The sequence below is a fragment of the Trichocoleus sp. FACHB-90 genome (assembly GCF_014695505.1).
Lineage (GTDB): Bacteria > Cyanobacteriota > Cyanobacteriia > Cyanobacteriales > FACHB-T130 > Funiculus > Funiculus sociatus.
Window position 1 is genome coordinate 191,058 of the sequence record NZ_JACJOK010000078.1, and the last position, 20,444, is coordinate 211,501.

The 20,444-nt window shown below is 45.3% G+C and carries 20 protein-coding genes; 10 read left to right on the top strand and 10 right to left on the bottom strand.

The features are described from left to right. Positions 1-28: 28 nt before the first annotated feature. The 3 genes from H6F74_RS23390 to H6F74_RS23400 form a co-directional block, all read right to left on the bottom strand. A complete protein-coding gene (locus H6F74_RS23390) occupies positions 29-1,306 on the bottom strand; it encodes a serine protease (RefSeq protein WP_190444534.1) in 1,278 nt (425 codons plus the stop codon). A gap of 77 nt (positions 1,307-1,383) precedes the next feature. Then, positions 1,384-1,926 carry a COP23 domain-containing protein gene (locus tag H6F74_RS23395; RefSeq protein WP_190444535.1) on the bottom strand — a complete coding sequence of 181 codons (543 nt, stop codon included), beginning with the start codon at positions 1,924-1,926 and terminating at the stop codon, positions 1,384-1,386. 135 nt (positions 1,927-2,061) lie between these two features. Beyond that, positions 2,062-3,294, bottom strand: coding sequence for a serine/threonine-protein kinase (locus H6F74_RS23400; protein ID WP_190444536.1), 1,233 nt, complete (start codon positions 3,292-3,294; stop codon positions 2,062-2,064). A 179-nt stretch (positions 3,295-3,473) separates the two neighbouring features. Here H6F74_RS23400 and H6F74_RS23405 point away from each other — a divergent pair, with 179 nt between their 5' ends. The 4 genes from H6F74_RS23405 to H6F74_RS23420 all read left to right on the top strand — a co-directional run bounded on the left by H6F74_RS23405 (position 3,474) and on the right by H6F74_RS23420 (position 5,086). After that, positions 3,474-3,779, top strand: a complete 306-nt coding sequence (locus H6F74_RS23405; protein WP_199301548.1) for an AbrB/MazE/SpoVT family DNA-binding domain-containing protein — start codon at positions 3,474-3,476, stop codon at positions 3,777-3,779. Continuing rightward, positions 3,772-4,212: a PIN domain-containing protein gene (locus tag H6F74_RS23410; RefSeq protein ID WP_190444537.1), complete on the top strand. Its 441-nt coding sequence runs from the start codon at positions 3,772-3,774 to the stop codon at positions 4,210-4,212. Before H6F74_RS23405 ends, H6F74_RS23410 begins: the two co-directional genes overlap by 8 nt. Before the next feature lie 140 nt (positions 4,213-4,352). Continuing rightward, entirely contained in the window at positions 4,353-4,631 is a 279-nt protein-coding gene (locus tag H6F74_RS23415; protein ID WP_190444538.1) for a hypothetical protein, read from the top strand. Positions 4,632-4,633: 2 nt separating this feature from the next. Beyond that, positions 4,634-5,086 (top strand): HNH endonuclease signature motif containing protein, encoded by a 453-nt coding sequence (locus H6F74_RS23420; RefSeq protein WP_190444539.1) that lies wholly within the window; start codon positions 4,634-4,636, stop codon positions 5,084-5,086. Positions 5,087-5,153: 67 nt separating this feature from the next. Here H6F74_RS23420 and H6F74_RS23425 read toward each other — a convergent pair whose 3' ends face one another. Both H6F74_RS23425 and H6F74_RS23430 read right to left on the bottom strand, forming a co-directional pair. After that, entirely contained in the window at positions 5,154-5,507 is a 354-nt protein-coding gene (locus tag H6F74_RS23425; protein WP_190444540.1) for a DUF5615 family PIN-like protein, read from the bottom strand. Next, on the bottom strand, positions 5,500-5,898 hold the full coding sequence (locus H6F74_RS23430) for a DUF433 domain-containing protein (RefSeq protein ID WP_190444541.1): 399 nt from the start codon (positions 5,896-5,898) through the stop codon (positions 5,500-5,502). The genes H6F74_RS23425 and H6F74_RS23430 overlap by 8 nt, the downstream gene beginning before the upstream one ends. A 91-nt stretch (positions 5,899-5,989) precedes the next feature. On the opposite strand from H6F74_RS23430, the gene H6F74_RS23435 reads away from it, so the two are divergent. The 4 genes from H6F74_RS23435 to H6F74_RS23450 all read left to right on the top strand — a co-directional run bounded on the left by H6F74_RS23435 (position 5,990) and on the right by H6F74_RS23450 (position 12,477). Continuing rightward, positions 5,990-6,127: a hypothetical protein gene (locus H6F74_RS23435; protein WP_190444542.1), complete on the top strand. Its 138-nt coding sequence runs from the start codon at positions 5,990-5,992 to the stop codon at positions 6,125-6,127. Between the two features lie 36 nt (positions 6,128-6,163). Beyond that, positions 6,164-8,074, top strand: coding sequence for a S9 family peptidase (locus tag H6F74_RS23440; RefSeq protein ID WP_190444543.1), 1,911 nt, complete (start codon positions 6,164-6,166; stop codon positions 8,072-8,074). Between the two features lie 361 nt (positions 8,075-8,435). After that, entirely contained in the window at positions 8,436-12,017 is a 3,582-nt protein-coding gene (locus tag H6F74_RS23445; protein ID WP_190444544.1) for a DUF4157 domain-containing protein, read from the top strand. Between the two features lie 7 nt (positions 12,018-12,024). Further along, entirely contained in the window at positions 12,025-12,477 is a 453-nt protein-coding gene (locus H6F74_RS23450; RefSeq protein WP_190444545.1) for a YbjN domain-containing protein, read from the top strand. A 237-nt stretch (positions 12,478-12,714) separates the two neighbouring features. Here H6F74_RS23450 and H6F74_RS23455 read toward each other — a convergent pair whose 3' ends face one another. The 3 genes from H6F74_RS23455 to H6F74_RS23465 all read right to left on the bottom strand — a co-directional run bounded on the left by H6F74_RS23455 (position 12,715) and on the right by H6F74_RS23465 (position 17,631). Continuing rightward, positions 12,715-13,572 carry a tetratricopeptide repeat protein gene (locus H6F74_RS23455; RefSeq protein ID WP_190444546.1) on the bottom strand — a complete coding sequence of 286 codons (858 nt, stop codon included), beginning with the start codon at positions 13,570-13,572 and terminating at the stop codon, positions 12,715-12,717. Positions 13,573-13,763: 191 nt separating this feature from the next. Next, positions 13,764-15,737, bottom strand: coding sequence for an acetate--CoA ligase (gene acs / locus H6F74_RS23460; protein ID WP_190444547.1), 1,974 nt, complete (start codon positions 15,735-15,737; stop codon positions 13,764-13,766). Positions 15,738-16,137: 400 nt separating this feature from the next. After that, positions 16,138-17,631, bottom strand: coding sequence for a pentapeptide repeat-containing protein (locus tag H6F74_RS23465; protein WP_199301550.1), 1,494 nt, complete (start codon positions 17,629-17,631; stop codon positions 16,138-16,140). A 75-nt stretch (positions 17,632-17,706) separates the two neighbouring features. Here H6F74_RS23465 and H6F74_RS23470 point away from each other — a divergent pair, with 75 nt between their 5' ends. Beyond that, positions 17,707-17,955 carry a hypothetical protein gene (locus H6F74_RS23470; protein WP_190444548.1) on the top strand — a complete coding sequence of 83 codons (249 nt, stop codon included), beginning with the start codon at positions 17,707-17,709 and terminating at the stop codon, positions 17,953-17,955. Here H6F74_RS23470 and H6F74_RS23475 read toward each other — a convergent pair. Beyond that, positions 17,945-18,202 (bottom strand): hypothetical protein, encoded by a 258-nt coding sequence (locus tag H6F74_RS23475; RefSeq protein WP_190444549.1) that lies wholly within the window; start codon positions 18,200-18,202, stop codon positions 17,945-17,947. The genes H6F74_RS23470 and H6F74_RS23475 overlap by 11 nt on opposite strands. Continuing rightward, entirely contained in the window at positions 18,202-19,020 is an 819-nt protein-coding gene (locus tag H6F74_RS23480; protein WP_190444571.1) for a Uma2 family endonuclease, read from the bottom strand. The genes H6F74_RS23475 and H6F74_RS23480 overlap by 1 nt, the downstream gene beginning before the upstream one ends. A gap of 124 nt (positions 19,021-19,144) precedes the next feature. Between H6F74_RS23480 and H6F74_RS23485 the strand changes: the two genes are divergently transcribed. Then, complete coding sequence (locus tag H6F74_RS23485; RefSeq protein WP_190444550.1) at positions 19,145-20,425, top strand: FGGY-family carbohydrate kinase; 1,281 nt, start codon at positions 19,145-19,147, stop codon at positions 20,423-20,425. Positions 20,426-20,444: the final 19 nt, after the last annotated feature.

A 20,444-nucleotide genomic window follows, 5' to 3' on the forward strand; every position in this document is an offset into this window, starting at 1 on the left:
TTTTAATTATTCCTAGCTTAATACCTACCTAATTATCAAACTTTATCACAACTAAATCCTCTTTAGATGCCTTCTTTTTATATAAAATCCAACTATTAATATTTCGGTTATCTGCTTCTATAAGTTTAAAACTTTCCTTAAAAGATGTTAGTCTAGGCTCTAGTTTATTCTTTTCCCAAGACATTTCCTTACTATCAATTAATATTTTTGTTTCTCCAATATCATATTCTCTTAATCTATTCAATGTATTATCTTCTTGTTTATTACTAATTAATACAGTTTTATTATTGTTATTTACTATGAATTCAATTTTTTTATTCCAATTATCAATAATTATTGAGCCAATAAATTTAAATTTATTGTTTTTATACTTTTTCCACTTTTTCCACACAAATATTAATACAATTACTAATATTAAAATACCTACTATTATAGCAACTATTCTAAAAATAGAATTATTATGTTTCTGTTCTGGAAGATATAGTATTTGTGTAGTTCCTATAGCTTCAGGTTTTATTTTAGCAAATGGCTGCTTTGGAACTATTTTTAAATAGGTTTCTATGGGAATTCCTAAAGCTAAGTGTCTCATTAGCTTCTGAACTTCTGGGGAGGAGCCAGAACCATCCTCAAAGGTGTATTGGCGGTTTCCTAGTGGATATTTACCTCTGCCATTGATACCCACTAGCCGTCCAGCAACGTCCATGACGGAGCCGCCACTCATCCCTTCTTTGGTTTCATTAGTGTAGCCGAGCTGATAACCGTTAACTAAAGGCTTGTTGATTAAAAATACTGCACCAGATGTAAAGGTGAACTCCGCTGGACACGTTATAGTAGGCGATGTTAATTCACAAGGGAACCCAGCGACAAAGACCTTACCGTCATTTGTTAAGTCTGATGATTTACCTATTAAAGCCTTTTCATAACGATAACCGCTGGAGAACCATAATAATCCGATATCGTTGTCACCAAACTTTTGTTTTGCTTCTGGATGTGGCAATGCTTTGTGAAGCCAACCGTCAGGAGTTTGGACATAATACTCATTGGCGGATGACGTTACATGGGCATTGCTCAGCACTAAGTATAAGTATGATTGTTGGTCGGGTTTTGGATCTTGTCGGTCGATCAAAATTCCTGAACCACTAATGTTTACCCCATTCTGAGGATCTCCTGAAAAGACTCTAACTGTAATCATTCGGGATCTATCCCGTATTTGATCCTCTGTTAGTTTGATTAGTGTAGCTGACTGGCTAGGCTGAGCATTTGTTTGAGATTTTTGGGCAGGACTAGCCAAAGTAAGAGCCTGCATAGACGGTTCCAAGAAGAACAACCCCACACAGGCTATATTCAGAAATAGGGGAAAAGTCCGGTTCATAAAAGTATGTGCTATGGAGCGCTGCAAACCTGTCTGGCATATGCACCACGCCCCTGCGTTTGAACCCAAGCTTTGATATTAATGTATGAAGTGCAGGAGCTTTCCCTCAAAACTGTACCTGCGAAGTTCCTGTCGGTCAATGCGAATATATCTTCTAAGACAATCGCGGGATCTTGGTTAGGCTTAAGCGTGTAAATTAGGTTGTTGCAGCCATTGCCGAAGCGATTCGTAGTGCAGATCACGGGCTGTTTATTCATTACCCCATGAGTAATGAATTGATCTTTTTGACTAAAATAGCGGTTTAGTCTCGCAGTAACCTCTTTGGCACGTCTTTCGGGTGTATATCCATCCTTGCTGAAGTAAGGATCAACCCAGCGAATAAACTGCCTCTCCCACTGAGGTGTAATGAGTACGGTAGTTGGTGCGTCTTGGATCATTCGACTCTCAAATCTCACGCTTGGTGTGTCAGCGCTAGCAGGAATACCAAATGTAGCTGTTGATACTGCTGCCGCAGCAGATGCGAAAAAAATACATACACTACGTTTAAGTTTCATGCGTTAGGCTTCCTCTTTTACGACTGGGCTTTAGCGAAATTAATTTCTTTAACCATCAATCATAATACAAAAGTATTTCATGCAGCAACATTTTATACCCGATATTTATTTCTAGGCTAAGGACTGATGTTCTCCTCAGGGAGGCGTAGGATTTTCACTGGGAGACACTGAGTTAGATGTTGCTGGAGATGACTCAGGGCGCAAGAAGATACTTCTTGGCTCTGAATTGCTTGTCGTCGGACTAGATGTTGGGGATGGTCGATTATTAATTGGTGAGGGGGAGGACGTTGGCTGAGGCGACTCAGGACGCAAGAAGATACTTCTTGGCTCTGAATCGCTTGTCGTCGGACTAGGTGTTGGAGACGACTGATTATTATCTGGTGACGGGGAGGAAGTTGGCTGAGGAGGTAAGGGAGGAGCCGGAGATTTGAAAATTATAAATCCCACGCCCAGAGCTGCGATCGCTACTATAGAAGCTAATATTAAAAATGCCAGCCATAGCGGAATTAAGGGTTTTGGATTGGGATTAGGTAGCGGCTGGGTTTTTTGCAACTTTTGCAATTCATTGATAACTTCTTCTGAAGATTTGTATCTATCTATATGGTTAGGCCGCACCATCTTGTCCAAAATTTTTGCAAATCCATTGCTCACCTGTGCCTTGTCTCGCCATATGACTTCAGCAGTACGGGGATCTGTTGGTAAATTATAAGGATGCTCTCCCGTCAGTCCTTGAATTGCAGTCATCCCCAGTGCGTAAATGTCACTACTAAATTCTGGGTTACCCTGAATTTGCTCTCTAGGAGCATAGCCAGGTGTACCAATGATTGTCGGTTTAGTAGGGTTTGCTGAACGCGCCCAAGCTGTTTTTACTGCTACTGCACCAAAATCAATCAGGATTAATTTACTGTCATCTTTTCTCCTAATGAGATTCTCAGGTTTAATATCACGGTGGATCACTTCTCTACCGTGTACAAATTTCATAATTTTTAGTACATCTTCTAAAAAACAGAGAACTTTATTTTCATCAAGCTTTGTTCCTGCTGGTAGTTCCTTAATAAGGGGATCACCTTTTATTAACTCTTGTACAAGGTAAAACTCTTGATTTTCATCAAAGTAATCGAAGAACAGGGCAATCTGGTCATTTCTAGGTGGTTCATTTAATTTCAATAGAGTTTCTGCTTCACGCTCAAATAATTCTTGAGCTTTTGAGAAATATGCTGGATCGTCAGGATTGAGGTGTTTAAGAGCATACTGCCTGCCAAGTCGCCCGGTGTCTTCGGCTAGGTAAGTCGTACCAAAGGCCCCTTTTCCTAGCTCTTTAAGAATTTTGTAACGTTTATTTATGATTGTTCCTGGGATTATAGTCATAGAACGCTACGCTACTATAGAGACTGCTTTCCTAATGATTTATATATTAGCCAATTGTTGTAACTGGGTGAGTTGCAAAGTTAGTTTACAAAACTCCGCAACACCAAAAATGCGATCGCATCTCCTCCAGCCAGGTCTTGTAAAATGAGGAAATCTGATAACCATTACAGGTTAAAGCCGTGACACCAAGTTCACAAGACACGGACGTTGAGATCAGAGAATTTCCGATTCGTCTGCGGGAAGGAGGGGAAATTACCGTTCCTCAGATGGTGCAAGATAATCTCAACTTAAGGGAAGGAGATATGCTGACGCTGCTGCAAGTAGGCGATATAGTCTTGCTTACCCCCAAACAGCCCCAAGTTCCCCAACTAGCCGATAAATTCATAGCCATCATGGAAGATGAAGGCGTAGGCTTGGCTGAATTGCTAGAAGGAATACAAGCAGAACGCGAAGCAATCTGGCAAGAGCAACAGCAAGATGCGTAGAGTCTTTGCTGACTCAAGTATTTTAATTGCTGGAGCAGGATCTCGCACTGGAGCCAGCCGAGCTGTGCTGACAATGGCTGAAATAGGATTATTTAAGCTAGTCATCTCCCAGCAAGTATTAGACGAGTGCTATCGCAACGTCCGCAAAAAATTACCCGCTGCCCAGCCAATTTTTGCACAACTTCTGGCTGCTATCGATCCTGAAATTCGACCAAACCCGCCGTTAGAAGAATCGGCTCGATGGACAGCTATCATCGAAGCTAAAGATGCACCCATTTTGGCTGCTGCTGTACTGGCAAATGTCGATCGTCTGTTGAGTTTAAACACCAAAGATTTTACCCAGGAAGTCGCTGTACACAGTGGGCTGATTATTCAGACTCCCGCCGATTTCATCAGAGAAATTCGCGCAATTGTAGAAAGGGGTTTGCAGTAGACTTTCTATTAACCCGGATGAAAGGACGGGATCGCATCCTTCCCAACACAAGAAACGCGATCGCATCTCTCAGCCTCGCCTCCAATTAACAAAGCTCATCGCTAGCTATAATCGAACCATCAAAGTGTTTTTGAATCCAAATGACAATACCTCTTCCTCCGCAACTTCGTAGCCTACCTAATAGCCTGCCAGTAGAAGGTGCTGTCCGAATCGAACTGGAAGAAGGAGTACCTATTTTTCGGGCTTCGAGTTTTGTGCAAACTCGAATAGAAGAGTTACTGTCCAAACAACAAGATTCCCCTCTTAGTACAGCAGAAGAACAAGAACTTGATAGCTACGAAGAAATTGATGATTATCTGAGTTTTCTTAATCGCACTGTTCGGAATCTTTTCGTAGCTAAAAATCAAGGAAATCTATAAAGTTGCCTCCTCATCGTAAAATAAGCGAAGTTGTTCGGCAGCAGGTACGTCAGCGAGCCAGTAGTTTGTGCGAATATTGTCACGCATCAGAACAATGGCAATACGTGCAATTCACAGTAGATCATGTAATTCCAATTGCTCAAGGCGGAGCCGATACTATCGAAAACTTGGCTTTAGCTTGTTTTCATTGCAATCGAAGAAAAGCCGATAAAATAACAGCGATAGATCCTCAGTTTAATGCACAGGTTCTGCTGTTTAACCCCAGACAAGATATTTGGAAGGATCATTTCATTTGGTCTACTGATGTACTCTCAATCGTCGGTATAACACCCACTGGTAGGGCTACAGTCGTTGCATTAGGATTAAATCGCCAATGGGTTGTAAATATTCGTGCCGCCGATCGAGCAATTGGGCGGCATCCACCAATAGGCGATCCAATTCAGCAAGCCGAGTAAATGATAAACGCGATCGCATTCTTCCCAATACCAAAGCGCGAACTGACAAGTCAGCGCAAGCTATCGCTCACATTCGCCACTGGTTCAGCCAACGTACTTGTCCGATCCACTCAGATGCTTGTGTCTCAGACAGCAGGCGATCCAAAGCAGCAATCAAATCCGATAGTGTCCAACTACTTTGAGCCGCCAGGATAATGCCACTATGTTGGGGGTATTCTGCTAAAACCAAAAAATCGCGGATGTTAAAGGTAAAGATACACCGCCCTTGAGCCGTAGCCCCTAATAACTGAGCCTCATCACTTGCATCTAAGGGCATCCAATCAGTCGGTGTTCGGGTGACATCGTGACCGCGAGAAATTAAGGCTTGATGTAGGGCTTTAATAGATGTATCAGCATCAAGGTGCAACAGCGGTTTAGACATTTGCCGCTTCAAGAGTTTGTTCAGATGCGATCGCCATCTCTATTTCCGCCTTATGCGCTCCAAAGAAAGCTAGAGCCTGCTTCACCTGAGCCTCACTCAAGCTATACTCAGCAGAAATCTCCTTCGGGGATAAACCCCATTGTTTAGCAGCAACTACCACTGTCTGCACGCGCAAGCCAGTCCCGCGCAGAACAGGCATTGGTTGACCGCTAGCGCCGCGACGGTATGTAATTTCAGGAAATGCCGGATCGTCGAGTTGCTGGCTTAGCGCCCCTACCTTCTCCGCCACAGCCCACAAAATGAATTGATTCAGTGAAACACCTTGGGAAGCTGCATATTTTTCGGCATCTTGCTTTAACTGAGTCGGTAAATTCAAGGAGTAACGTGCCATTGATTCTTCCTCAGCGTGCCAATGTTACACACATCATATATTACATCGTATGATACGTCATTCAATCTACAAGCGTCGTTAAGACAACTGTTTGGCAATCCTAATTTGTATCGGTACGCGATCGCATATTCCCAACACAACAAGCGCGATCGCATCATCAAAGGTAATTGGTAAGGTAGCGATCGCCGATGGTCGGTTAACCGGACTAGGTGAATCGCTAATTCTATGAGCAAAGTAATAGTAGGCACGAGTATATGAGGTAATAATGCAATCTACAGTTGAAAAACTAGCTACGCAACTACCCCCATTAATTCCCCGCGAGATTCTTTTTGGCAACCCAGAAAGAACCAGTCCGCGACTCTCACCCGATGGCAAATATCTAGCGTACATTGCTCCGGACACTCAGAATGTCTTACAGGTATGGCTGCGGACGATTGGAGAAGAAGGCGATCGCCAGCTGACAGCTGACAAAAAACGCGGTATCCGGATCTTCTTCTGGACTTACAACGCCGACCAGCTGATTTATATGCAAGACTCGGACGGCGACGAGAACTTCCACCTCTACTTGGTAAATATTCACTCCAATATTGTCCGCGACCTAACGCCATTTCAAGGTGTGAAAGCGCAACCTGTGGATTTTGACCACAACTTCCCGGATCAGATTTTGGTGGGGATGAATCTGAAAGACCCCCAAAAGTTTGACGTTTATCGCGTCAACCTGAACAACGGTGCAGTTGAGTTGGATTCGGAGAACCCTGGTAACATAGTCAGCTGGACAGCTGATGCCGAGTTCCAGATCCGTGCAGCTACAGCCGCAACTCCCGATGGTGGTTCTGACCTGTTATTCCGGGAAACCACACAAGGCAACTGGGACACTCTGCGTCACTGGGGGCCAGATGATGAGGGCGGCGCAGTCAGCTTTTCTGCTGATAACAAAACCCTTTATATTGAAGGCAGTCACGATGCCAATGCTGCGCGTTTGCTTGCTTTGGATTTGGCTACCCGCGAAGAAAAGGTGATTGCGGAAGATTCTGAATACGATGTTGGCGGGATAGTTATACAGCCAACTACACGAGTTATTCAGGCGGTTTCCTTCTATAAAGATAAACAAGAGTGGCGAGTGCTTGACGAAAGCATCGCTGCTGATTTTAAAGCGATCGCGCAAGTGCGTCCAGGTGAGTTCAGCATTTCCTCCCGCGACCTTGCAGACAAAAACTGGCTAGTCGCTTACCTCACCGACGATGGCCCCGTCTACTACTACGTCTACAACCGCGAAACCAAAACCAGCACATTCCTATTCAGCAACAAACCCAAACTCGAAGGATTGCAACTTGCATCAATGCAACCTGTCTCCTTCGAGGCGCGGGACGGCTTGACTATCCACAGCTACCTGACGACGCCTGTGGGGATATCTGCCAAAAACCTACCAACAGTCTTGCTTGTCCACGGTGGCCCTTGGGCGCGGGATACTTGGGGTTACGATCCGCAAGCGCAATGGTTAGCTAACCGGGGTTATGCGGTACTGCAAGTCAACTTTCGCGGTTCGACTGGCTACGGCAAAGCTTTTGTCAATGCTGGTAATCGCGAATGGGCTGGTAAAATGCACGATGACTTGATTGATGCCGTTAACTGGCTGGTGCAACAAGGCATCTCCGACCCCCAAAAGATTGCCATTATGGGGGGTTCCTACGGCGGTTATGCAACTCTGGTAGGATTGACTTTCACGCCGGATGTATTTGCCTGCGGTGTGGATATTGTTGGGCCGAGTAACCTAATTACGCTGATGCAAAGTATCCCGCCTTACTGGGAACCGCTGAAAGCCAATTTCTACCATCGCGTGGGTAACTTGGAAACGGAAGAGGAGTTTCTGAAGACGCGATCGCCTTTATTTTTCGTTGACCGCATCGAGAAGCCTTTACTAATTGGACAAGGTGCTAACGATCCGCGAGTTAAAGAAGCAGAAAGCGAACAAATTGTCAAGGCGATGCAACAAGCTGGTAAACCAGTAGAATACGCCCTCTACCCCGACGAAGGACACGGTTTCGCCCGTCCAGAAAATCGGTTACATTTTTATGCGATCGCTGAGGAATTCTTAGCCAAATACTTAGGCGGTCGTTGCGAACCCTTGGGAGACATTCCCGGTCATTCAGGTGTGCTAAATCCAAGTCAAAATTAAACGCAAAGGTTCGCTAAGGTAAACGCAAAGGAACGCTGAGAATTACTTAGCGTTCCTTTGCGTTTAAAAATAACTACGCTCCTTCTCGGAGTTTGTCTGACACTCCACGCTCCTGTAATGTGGATGTGTCGCCGGATACTTCTTGACCAGAGGAAAGATTTCGCAACAGTCGCCGCAGAATATTACCGGAGGGAGTTCTGGATAAGGCGTTGGTGAAGGAAAGTTCTCGCCTGACGAGCGATCGCGCTTAAATATAAAGTTTTATTTATTACCAAATTTCTTGAGGTTAAAATATTGCATAAACAAACAAACACGCGATCGCGCTTTCCCCTGTGCTGGCATTTTTATAGAGGAATCAGCTATGAACACCCAACGCTACACCCAGAAAAAAGCTTCTGCAAATTCCTCCACCACGCCAGCACCAACAGGACAGTTCGCGCCGCGTCCCTTTCCGGTTCAGACCAAAGCCGTCGAAGTAGCACCCCCAGAGCAAAATACACTAAATTCTCAAACCAAAACTGACCAAGACAAACCCATAGGCTTCGATTTCGCCAAGATATCAATATCTGCTCCAGGCAAATCAACACCGTCAGTCATTCAACCGAAATTTGCCTTTGGCCGCACGAAACCGGATGTGCAACGTCACTCTGAGGAAGACGAACTTCAGATGAAACCGGATGTGCAACGCCACTCTGAGGAAGACGAACTTCAAATGAAACCGGATGTGCAACGCCAGTCTGAGGAAGAAGACGAACTTCAAATGAAACCGGATGTGCAACGCCAGTCTGAGGAAGAAGACGAACTTCAAATGAAACCGGATGTGCAACGCCAGTCTGAGGAAGAAGACGAACTTCAGATGAAACCCCAGGTGCAACGCCACTCTGAGGAAGAAGAGGAACTTCAAATGAAACCCCAGGTGCAACGCCAATCTGAGGAAGAAGACGAACTTCAGATGAAACCGGATGTGCAACGTCACTCTGAGGAAGAAGAGGAACTTCAGATGAAACCCCAGGTGCAACGATCTGGCAAAGGTGCCAGCTTCGATGCCAGCAACGACCTGGAAAGTCGGATAAATAGTAATAAGGGAGGCGGTAGCCCGTTACCCGATGCAGTGCGATCATTCATGGAACCTCGCTTTGGTCATAGTTTTGCCCATGTGCGGGTGCATACAGACAATGCGGCAGTGCAAATGAATCGGGAGTTGCACGCCCAAGCTTTTACTAACGGCAACCATATTTTCTATGGGCCCGACAAATCCCCCAGCCATCTAGAATTGACAGCCCATGAACTAACCCACACAATTCAGCAGACGGGTGGGAGCAAACTGCAACGCCAAAGTGCCGACTGTCAATGTCAGTCTTGCAGTTCAATTAGCCCAACAATCCAGCGTCAAATCGCTTTCAAACAGTCGGGCGGTACGCAGGATTTCTGGGGTTCTAAATTGACCAGTCTAGTGCAGCGTCAGGGAGAAACAACCACTTGTAGCACAGGTTGTCAATGCTCTACGTGTAATAACGTTGCTCCAATTCAGCGTCAGGTAGAGGCGGGTTCTCATAGTTCTGGTTGCCAATGCTCTAGTTGCAATACCGCTATGCAGATTCAAACCAAGCTCACTGTGGGGGCTGTGGGAGATCAATACGAGCAGGAAGCGGATCGGGTAGCGGCTGAAGTGATGAAAATGCCAGAACCCAAGCCTTCTGAGTCTATTCAACGCCACGAAGAAGAGGAATTGACTCAAACTAAACCAGCCATCCAACGTCAAGTTGCCGTCCAACAATCTGCCCCTAACGTAATTCAACGCCACGCCGCTTACGAACACTATCTATTAGGACAAGTTGCACCCGATAAGTTGGCAGACCTATCCTATGTCCGCGATGTCCGCAAACAACAACAGGAAATAGAGCTTGAGTTGGCATTTATCCAACAAGGAATGAATTATGTCAGCCAAGAGGAAATACAACAACGATATGATCGCCTCAAGAGTCTAGAAGCTGAAAAGACTGACGCGAAGCACACAATAACGTGGGAAATGCAACGCCTCGTCGCCTACAAAGACAATCCCGAAGCAATGCCAGTAGGTGCGCCGGAGCCAGGAAAGGTGAAAAAGGCGGTAGACGGCAAATGGCAAGTTCCATATGTCATCCTGCCCGTCAAAGGTGATGATTCGCAATCAAAACCAGGCGACTCCTCAATTGTTGTTTCTTACAGTGAAATTAACACTTTCCCAGACTTCTTCGGCAATCCAGAAACCATTGCCAACACGTATAAATCGAAAGTTCTCGCCTTGCTTCAGGGTGTGCGTCAGCAAAGCTATATTGAATTAGCTAACTTATACAAAGAGCTTTTTGGCGAAGAAAAATCTGTATTGCATAATACGATCCTCCCTGATGGAGATTTTGAAGGTGCCGTCGGGCCAAGAGGTCAAGCCGTAATTGGTAAGGCTTACGAAATCCGCACCGAAATGGAAGTTGACAAGGCAACTAAGAAGGAAAAAGGACAAGAAAGCCAAGGTTACTTCCCTGCCTTAGAGCGTAATGCCTGTCACTTTGCACCTTATAGCTGGGATAGTTGGCAAAAATATCATGAAACAGCCCTAGATTTGGCACAACAGTCCAATAAGTTCCAAATGTTGGCTGATGTTGACAAAATGAACTTAGATACACTTGGGCCTAAACCAGCAGATGATGCAAAGGCAAAGATCAAGCTGTATGAGCAGGGCGTTAAAGAGAATCAAGCGAAGGCCGACGACCTTTCTAACAAAGCTTTACTGCAAAATGCTTTTGGCGAACACTACCTGCAAGACTCATTCGCAGGCGGACACTTGATCGACAAAACTAAGATCATGCAGTGGTTTGTGGAATGGGTAAATAAAGATGGTAAGAATCTTGGCACAACGGATAATGCCAAAGCAGAATGGGCAATGGTTAGCACTATCGCTCAACAGGATCTAAAATCTAATCCGCAAGCACTCGATGACAAGATGCACAGAGGAGAACTTGGCAAAGTAGAAGATGCAACGGGTGAAGTAGGACTGGAAGCCAAGCCGGAAATTGTATTCATGATGTGGTGGCGAAATGCAGCGTTGAACAACCAACAGTTAAAACATCTAATACCTGATGAAGCCGCGAAACAATGCAGCCTTAATGATGTCCAGAATCAGCCTGATAAAGCTAAGGAATTGATGGAGAAGCTGGTTCAACAGAATTTCGCCAAGATCAAAGTTGAAAAATCTATTGGCAATACACTTTCATTGGGTTTAGCTGGCACCCAGAAAACAGTTTATTCGTTAAACGAGTCGATGATCAATGTGCTGAAATCTGATAAAGAAGGTAAGGGCAAAGGAGCTTACGAGGCACATCTAGCGAAGAGCATGATGCAAAGTGGAGAGAAGCGCGACTTTACTAAAGAAGCCCATGAATTCAACCTTGCTGCTTACAATAGCTTCTTGAGTAACGCCTACGTTGGTGGTGCTACGAAGTATTTCCACGACCACTACTGTAAGGAAGGGCTGGAAGTTATCACAGGTAAAGGCGACTCCATCGGTAGAATTTATGGTGACAGCAATATGCTTAACGCAGGCGCTCAAAAAGGCGTGCAGTATTCAGCCGAAACTTCCCAGCTGTCTAGAGAGGCGATCTTTAAAGCGATAAGTGGTGAAAGGGTTGAGGGAGAGTATGAAACTAAATCGATTAGAGAGCGTTTCCCAACGACAGTGATCGATCCTGAGAAGAAAACAGAAATGAAGTTGGACAAATGGAACGAGTCTCTTAAAGATGTGTTCGAGAAAGATTTGTTGAATCCAGCTTCAGATAATGGTGCCAGATTAGTCTACAAGGTTAAGGAAGGTGGTGGTATCTCCAAGGGTAATGCTTTGGATCTCAAGAAGCTGACTAAGGAAGTAGAAGAACAAAATAAAGTTCCGCAGCATGGCGGGCAATTTTAGTTAACTGATGTCCCAAATTTTTGAGGCGGTAATCAACTTTTTTAAAGAAAATAACTGGCTCTTTTTTCAAATGGAACAAGAGCCAGCTTTGCAGATGAGTTTTCAGGGGGAAAATGGGCAATGGATGTGCCTTGTTAAAGTGCGCGAACAACAGGAGCAATTAATTTTTTACTCAATAAGTCCGGTGAAGGCGCCAGAAAATAAACGATTGGTGATGGCAGAATTTCTGAGCAGAGCGAACTTTGGTTTAAGTATTGGCAACTTTGAAATAGACTTTGCTGATGGGCAAATTCGCTACAAAACTAGCATTGCTGCTAAGGGAAACGGTGTAAATTCAGTCTTAATCGGACATTTGATTTTTGCCAATTTGCTGACAATGGATGAATATCTACCTGGGATTATGTCCATTATTTACACTGAGTTGTCGGCAGTGGAGGCGATCGCGCAAATCGAAAGTTAGCTGTAAGCGATCGCTTCCTATGGATTACGCTTCTTCTCGAAGTTTATCCAATACGCCACGATCCTCTAGCGTAAAGGTGTCACCGGAGACTTCTTGACCAGAAGCGAGATTTCGCAATAATCGCCGCATAATCTTACCCGAACGAGTTTTGGATAAGGAGTCGGTGAAGCGAATTTCTCGCCTGACGCGCGATCGCGCTCCTTACCTTAAATTCTAATTCAGCGTTGCGCTACTCTACTATCCACTCATCCGCTGCAAAAGCGAATCGACTTGGTTAACATCGTAAGGCTGACGCTGTTGTGTATATAGTTTTTTGGCTTTTTCTAGGGAAGCGATCGCATCTTCCCGCTTACCTTGTTGCCACAGCGCTTGTCCCAGATTTTTCAGCGCATCAGCATAGTCCGGATTAATTGAAAGCGCCTGCTGATACTCTGCAATGGCTTCTTCCCATCGACCTTGGGTTGCTCTGACAACTCCAATAGCGTTATGAGCTACAGCATGACGAGGATTGAGGCGAATCGCTTGCTGATATATAATTATCGCTGCTTCGGCTTTGCCTTGACCATACAGTTCTTTCCCTGACTGGTAATACTGACGAGCGTCATTTGGGTGCATTTCTATGAGCTTGCTAAAGACTACCTCTGCCTCAGACAATTTGTGGGCACTGTAGAGGTTACTCCATTGCTGCATGAGCTGCCGCACTTCTTCTGCCCGTTTTCGTGCTTGTTCCTCTCGCTGTCTTTGTCTCGCCTCTTCTCTCGCCTCTTGTTCCTGCCGCAATCTCTCACAATCTTGCTCTTCTAGATCCGTGCGCGGTCTGTATCGGCGCTCTCGCTCTCCCCCTCCTCCTATCTTTATAACTAGCTTGATGTCGTCACCAGTTCGGCAGGGTCTTGGAGGACGGTTATCAATAGTCCCGTCCTTGAAGACAGGAGGGTGAGGGTTAGAGAAAACTGATTGATCTATTGTTGTATCGCCTGGTAATATCGGTTCAGCCAACACTATAGGGGATATGCCGATTCCCGCAAGGACGCCTAGACTAATGCAGGTAAGCTGTTGAATAAATGCTGGCTTCAAGTGGCTTTTTAGCTTCATAAAAATCTATGCCAAAATAGTCCACCTTAAAGATAGTTTAATTCTAAAGTAGGCAATGTCTACCAACACTTTTTTTAACGCAAAGGTACGCAGTCAGGGCGGGTTTAAAACCCGCCCTTACCCCAAAGGTTCGCCAAGGAAATTCTCGGCAAAACTCTGCGTTTAGCTTGACGTACCTTTGCGTTAAAAAATTACCCTTCTTCTCGGAGTTTATCCAACACGCCACGATCCTCTAGCGTAGAGGTGTCGCCGGAGACTTCTTGACCAGAAGCGAGATTTCGCAACAAGCGCCGCATAATCTTACCCGAACGAGTTTTGGGTAAGGAGTCGGTGAAGCGAATTTCACCGGGACGCGCGATCGCGCCTATCTCCGCTACAACGTGTTTCTTGAGTTCTTTGCTCAGTTCTTCACTGGGACTATACGTACCTTCTAAAGTAACAAAGGCTACTACCTCTTCCCCTTTGAGTTCATCCGGCTTACCCACTACCGCAGCTTCAGCAACGGCAGGGTGAGAAACTAAAGCGGATTCCACTTCCATCGTACCTAAGCGGTGTCCTGACACATTTAGTACATCGTCCACCCGTCCCATCACCCAGAAGTAACCATCCTCATCGCGTCTGGCACCATCTCCAGCAAAGTAGACATACTGCCCATCTTTGGGGGGGATGTGTTCCCAGTAGGTGCGGCGGAAGCGATCGGGGTCGCCGTAGACGGTTCGCATCATCCCAGGCCAAGGATGCTTAATTACTAGATAGCCGCCTTCGCTGTTGGGGACTGTGTTGCCTTCCAAATCCACAATATCAGCAAGGATTCCAGGGAAGGGAAGGGTAGCAGAACCGGGTTTGGTGGGAATTGCCCCCGGTAGCGGCGTAATCATAATGCCAGCCGTCTCAGTTTGCCACCAGGTATCGACAATCGGACACTTTTCGCCACCAATAACGCGGTGATACCACATCCACGCTTCCGGGTTAATTGGTTCGCCTACGGTTCCCAACAATCGCAGAGAAGAGAGATTTCTGGCGTTGGGTAACTCTTCGCCCATCTTGATGAAAGCGCGAATTGCAGTTGGTGCGGTATAAAAAACGTTGACACCGTGCTTTTCAATGACATCCCAAAAACAGCCGGGGTTTGAGGCACGCGGCGCACCTTCATACATTACGGTGGTGGCACCGTTGGATAAGGGGCCATAGACAATGTAGCTGTGTCCGGTAATCCAGCCTACGTCAGCGGTACACCAATAGACATCGGTATCTTGAAGGTCGAAGATCCACTTGGTGGTCATGTGGGTGTAAAGATTGTAACCAGCAGTGGTATGCACAACGCCTTTCGGTTTCCCCGTGCTGCCGCTGGTGTATAAAATGAACAGCAAATCTTCGCTATCCATCGGTTCGGCGGGACAATCTGCTGAGACAGTTGGCTGCATCTCATGCCACCAATGGTCGCGTCCCCCGATCTGCATATAAATTTCTTGTCCGGTGCGCTTGACAACCAGAACATTTTGCACACTGGGGACAGCGCCATCAGCTAAAGCTTTATCAACTTGCTCCTTGAGGGGAACGATTGCATCCTTGCGCCAACCGCCGTCAGCAGTAATCACCACCTTGGCTTGTCCGTCGATTAAGCGATCGCGCAACGCTTCGGCACTGAAACCGCCAAAAACGACGCTGTGGGCTGCGCCAATTCTGGCACAAGCTAACATCGCGATCGCGGCTTCCGGAATCATCGGCATATAAATCCCGACGCGATCGCCTTTTTCCACCCCTAACTGTTTCAAAGCATTGGCAAATTGACAAACTTCCCGGTGCAACTGAGCATAAGTTAAAGTGCGCGAGTCTCCCGGTTCCCCTTCCCAAATTAAAGCGGCTTTGTTCTTGCGCCAAGTAGTTAAATGCCTATCCAAGCAGTTGTAGGAAATATTTGTTTTTCCCCCAACAAACCACTTAGCAAAAGGTGGTTGCCAATCTAACACAGTGTCCCATTTCCGGAACCAGTGCAACTCTTGATCTGCTAATTCTGCCCAAAACTTCTGCGGATCAGCTTTAGCACGGTCATAAAGTTGCTGATATTCCTCCAGGCTTTTAATATGTGCCTTTTGTGAAAATTCAGCAGGCGGTTGGAATAAGCGTTTTTCTTGCAGGATTGATTCTATCGTTGGCTGTGACATAGTTTTCGCAATTACTTCTCCAAACCATTCTGAACGCAGATTCGCCCAAAAGTGTTTTTAGTTTCGTTAAGCCCGACGACTAAAGTCAAGGGCGAACAAACGAAGCTTGCTTCGGCGGACTACAATAAAGCCTTGCGGCTTTAGCTATAGGTTGGGTTTTCTTCCTCCGCAGGTTTGGATTGTTAGTTATAAGTAAACTGTATTGCGCCTGCGCGGACTACACTTATGAGATATTACCAGAAGTGAACCTGATTGATTTTGAGCTTGCAATTCAGTTTGTACAAGTTCTGAAAGCTATTTGCAAATTACAGAATGTTCAGTTGCAAACAGCATAGATAATATTTGGAAGTGATTCCTTCGCCTCAAACTTCTTTCTAAACACTCTTTTTCACCAGCTATTTCAAGATATCGGCATTACCCATTCTTGAGTTGTACCATCAGGCATAGTTGCCCCTTGAAGCTGTGTTCTCAACATATCTGACGGGTGAAGTTTTGCTCCTTTTAAGTTTGCCCCACTAAAGGAAGCATCACACAAGTTTGCTCCACACAAATCTGCTTGGGCTAAGTTAGCTCCCCGAAGACAAGCATCACACAAATTTGCTTTGCGGAGATCGGCTTGAGTTAAGTTTGCACCTTCAAGGGATGCTTGATAGAAGTTTGCACCACGCAGATCCGCAGCAATTAAGTCGGCTGCATCTAATTTAGCACTATGCAGTCTTGCTCCTCTGAGGTTAACTCTACTCAGATTTGCATATTTCAAGTTAACTCCTTCTAAGCATAGATCGCTTAAATTTGCGTCCGCTAAGTTAAGCCCCGTAAAATCCCTTTCTCCGGCTTCATATCGCCTCACAAATTCTTCAGCGTCTATAGCTGTAACTCTATTTTTTTTTGAAGAAGGGTTGTCAGTTTCCGGATTTATATCGGATCTACCATTCGGGGTATTTTCCCGACTAATTACTTGCGTTTCTATCAATTCCGGCGATTGATGTTCTATTGCTTCTTGACTTAATTCGGGGAAATTTTCAGTTTCCTGATTTATAGGGAAATTTTCAGTTTCCAGGTTTTTTATGTCAGATGCACCATCCGAGGTATTTCCCCGATTAATCAATCGCGTTTCTATCAATTCCGGCGATTTATGTTCTATCTCTGGTTGGCTTAATTCGGTGGTATTTTGAGTTTCTGTATTTATATCAGATGCGCCATTGCGAATATTTTTCCAATTAATTAGTTGCGTTTCTATCAACTCCGGTGGTAGATTTTCACTAGCTGTAACTGGACTGTTTTCTGGTAAAGAGTTGGAATCCGAATTAATTACTAGCGTTTGTGGGGAAGGCGGTAGTTGATTGAGTCTCTGATGCAGCTTTGCGATTCTTTGGGATAGTTGCACGTTAGCGTTGCTTAACGACGTTATTGCATCCCGCAAACTTTCCTGCTGTTGTACCTGATTCTGCTCGTTAAACTGCTGAGTTAAAGTTTCCAATTGCTCTTTCATCGGTGCAATGGATTGCTCTAGAAAATCGAGCTGCGGTTGCAGATTCTGCATTGCCAAAACTAAATGCTCTATACCCTCAATTTGCTGCGGATTTTGGGCATTTTGATTCAGATTTTGCATCGCAGTTTTTAATTCCTCAACCTGCTTCTCTATAAAGTCTTTTATTTTTGAAACTCTGGCGAGACTTTGGCGAGTCAGCCGATCTAACCGATAACGGTTATATATATTCAGCCCCATTAATGGAATCAGCGGTATAGCAGCCCAGATAATTTCATCAAAAATTAACGCTATAAATGAGACAATTACAAAAACTACCAACAATCCTAATTCGACATTCTCTAGTAGATTGCGTTTGTGCCTTTTCTGGCTAGGAGCCGATAATAAGAAGTCCCTGATATTCATGTTCAGCTTAGTTGAGGGTATCTATCGGAAAGCAGCGCCAAAGATGCTAAAAAACGAAAAAGCGATTTGTATAATATGAAATTCTACCTCAATATTGATGGCGGCACCTCTGACACACCGACTGTATTAATTAATTCATATGGTACTATTCAATTCGAGACGCAGTATCACTTTGAAGCGTCGCCGTCAGATTTTAATGCCAGCTTAGGGCAAATTTACCAAAATTACGGCGGGAAGTACAAGCGATCGCATCCCCCGCAACATCAGCCAAAACTTGCCAAACGCGATCGCTTTGCACAGTATTTCCGCTTGTTTAACCGATGAACAGCTCAGGAGCAACATTAAGGAAATCTCCTAGAACCTCAGCCTGTCTTCGGCTAATACTTCGTTTGCCGTTGATAACTCCTGAAGTAACATCTGAAGATACAAAAATACTTACTAAATCGAATTCTTTGAGGTTACGCGCTTGCATTAAATGTTTGAGAGCCGATTGAGGAGTTGAGTAGATAAGGAGGATGCGATCGCTAAGTCGTACTCGCAAACGTGAAGATGCGATCGCGCTCCACAACATTAACCAAGATCGTCCAAGTCAATATTTAACTCGCGCAGTTTCGCCGCCAGCCGTTCAGCACGCTCCTCGGCTAACCTAGCTCGTTCTTGGGCGGTGGCGGCTTCTTGTTGAGCGGCGGCGGCTTCTTGTTGAGCGGCGGCGGCTTCTTGTTGAGCGGTGGCGGCTTCTTGTTGAGCGGCGGCGGCTTCTTGTTGAGCGGCGGCATTTTCCTCTTCGGGAGTGGGAATCATCTCTCCCGACTGTGTAAACCACCGTAACCAAATCCGGTTAACGCCTTTATAAGTACCTTGCCACAAGCCAAAACTTAGCCCCAGTTCTGGAACCGGATACAGTCCCTCCTCATGGGGTGTCATAGGTTCGTAATGACCGCCAACCAAGTGAAACGGTTGCAACTCATTCGTGTAGCGACTGAAAATAATGTAATAAGGAACGCGCAGAATTTGCTCGTAAACTTGCCATTTAGTCGGCGGTTTCCCTGGTTGCTGCACAGTCCGACCTAAATCTTCGTTTTCTGTACTGGGGGATAATAACTCTACTATTACAAATGGGCTAACCAGTTCTTGCCATAATACATAACTCATTCGCAGGTCAAAACCTTCGTAGAGTCGGGAAACTCCTACAACGGCAAACCAATCTGGGCGTTTGTACCAGTTGGTGTGGTTAAGATTGTAGTAAATGTGTAAGTCAGTAGCAGTTAATATCTCGTCAAAGTCATAGTTAGATGGCTTGAAGGTATCATCTAAAATATCTGGCTGATAACCATGATACTGATCTGGCAAACGCTCTTCCTCTGGATCTTCGCTTGGTAGATCGTACATCGTCGGCAATGTTTGCCGAGGCGAAAGGGGTGGATCTATTTGAGGGATTTGACGAGTGGTGTTAGTCACGACCAATATTTAATGCGTATATAGTACAGGATATCAAGCAGGATTAGAGCGGGTTATGAATCTCTACCTCGGCTTAGACTTCGGCACTTCTGGCGCACGGGCTATAGTAATTGACGCGGATGGTGATATCCATGCTGAGGCGCAATATCCTTTTGCAGCGGCGGCTGATTTAGCTGCAAGTTGGGAGAAGGCTTTGTTTTCCCTGATTTCGCAAATTCCTGTAGAACTACGAAGGGAAATAAAAGCGATCGCGCTCAACGGAACGTCTTCTACTGTAATGTTATGCGATCGCGCTGGCAATCCTGTTGTTGAACCTATCCTCTACAACGATGCGCGGGGGGTGGAAATGATGGATAATTTGAAGAAAATTGCCCCACCTAATCACACAGTATTAAGCGCTACTTCCAGCCTGGCAAAACTTCTTTGGTATCTAAAGGCGCTCCCACCGGGCAAAGAGGAAAACAGGAAAAATTATTTCCTGCATCAGGCGGATTGGTTGGCGTTTTTGTTGCATGGAAAAATAGGAATAAGCGATTATCACAATGCTTTGAAATTGGGTTACGATGTCGAAAATTTGTGCTATTCTGAATGGCTGGAAAATCTGCAATTACCAGTTTATCTTCCTAAAGTTATTGCCCCTGGTACACCTGTTGCTGAATTAACACCTGAGATTGCTGCTAACTTTGAATTTCCGAAAGATTGCGTTGTATGTGCTGGCACAACTGATAGTATTGCGGCGTTTCTCGCCAGTGGTGCTAAGTCTCCCGGTGAAGCTAGTACCTCGCTAGGTTCTACTCTGGTGCTGAAGTTGTTGAGTAACACTCGTGTTGATGATGCGCGATATGGAATTTACAGTCATCGACTAGGGGATTTGTGGTTAGTTGGCGGTGCGTCTAATACTGGTGGTGCGGTGCTGCGAAAATTTTTTACTGATAGGGAGTTGGAAAGTCTTAGCTGTCAGATTGATGCAGAGAAAGAAAGTTTACTTGATTATTATCCGTTATTAAAAGAGGGCGATCGCTTCCCTATTAATGACCCCCATTTACCACCAAAACTAGAACCGCGTCCAGATAATTCAGTAGAATTCCTGCATGGTTTGTTGGAAAGCATTGCCCGAATTGAAGCACGGGGTTATCAATTATTACAACAGCTAGGTAGCACGCAGTTGAGTGGAGTTTATACCGCTGGGGGTGGTGCGAAAAATTCTGTTTGGACTGCAATTCGTGCGCGTTATCTTCAGGTGCCGATTGTTACACCGATTCATGCTGAAGCTGCTTATGGTAGTGCGCTTTTGGCTAGGGGTATAAATATGAACCACCCAGGCGCGGAGGAATGAACCGCGTTGGCGGATGTAT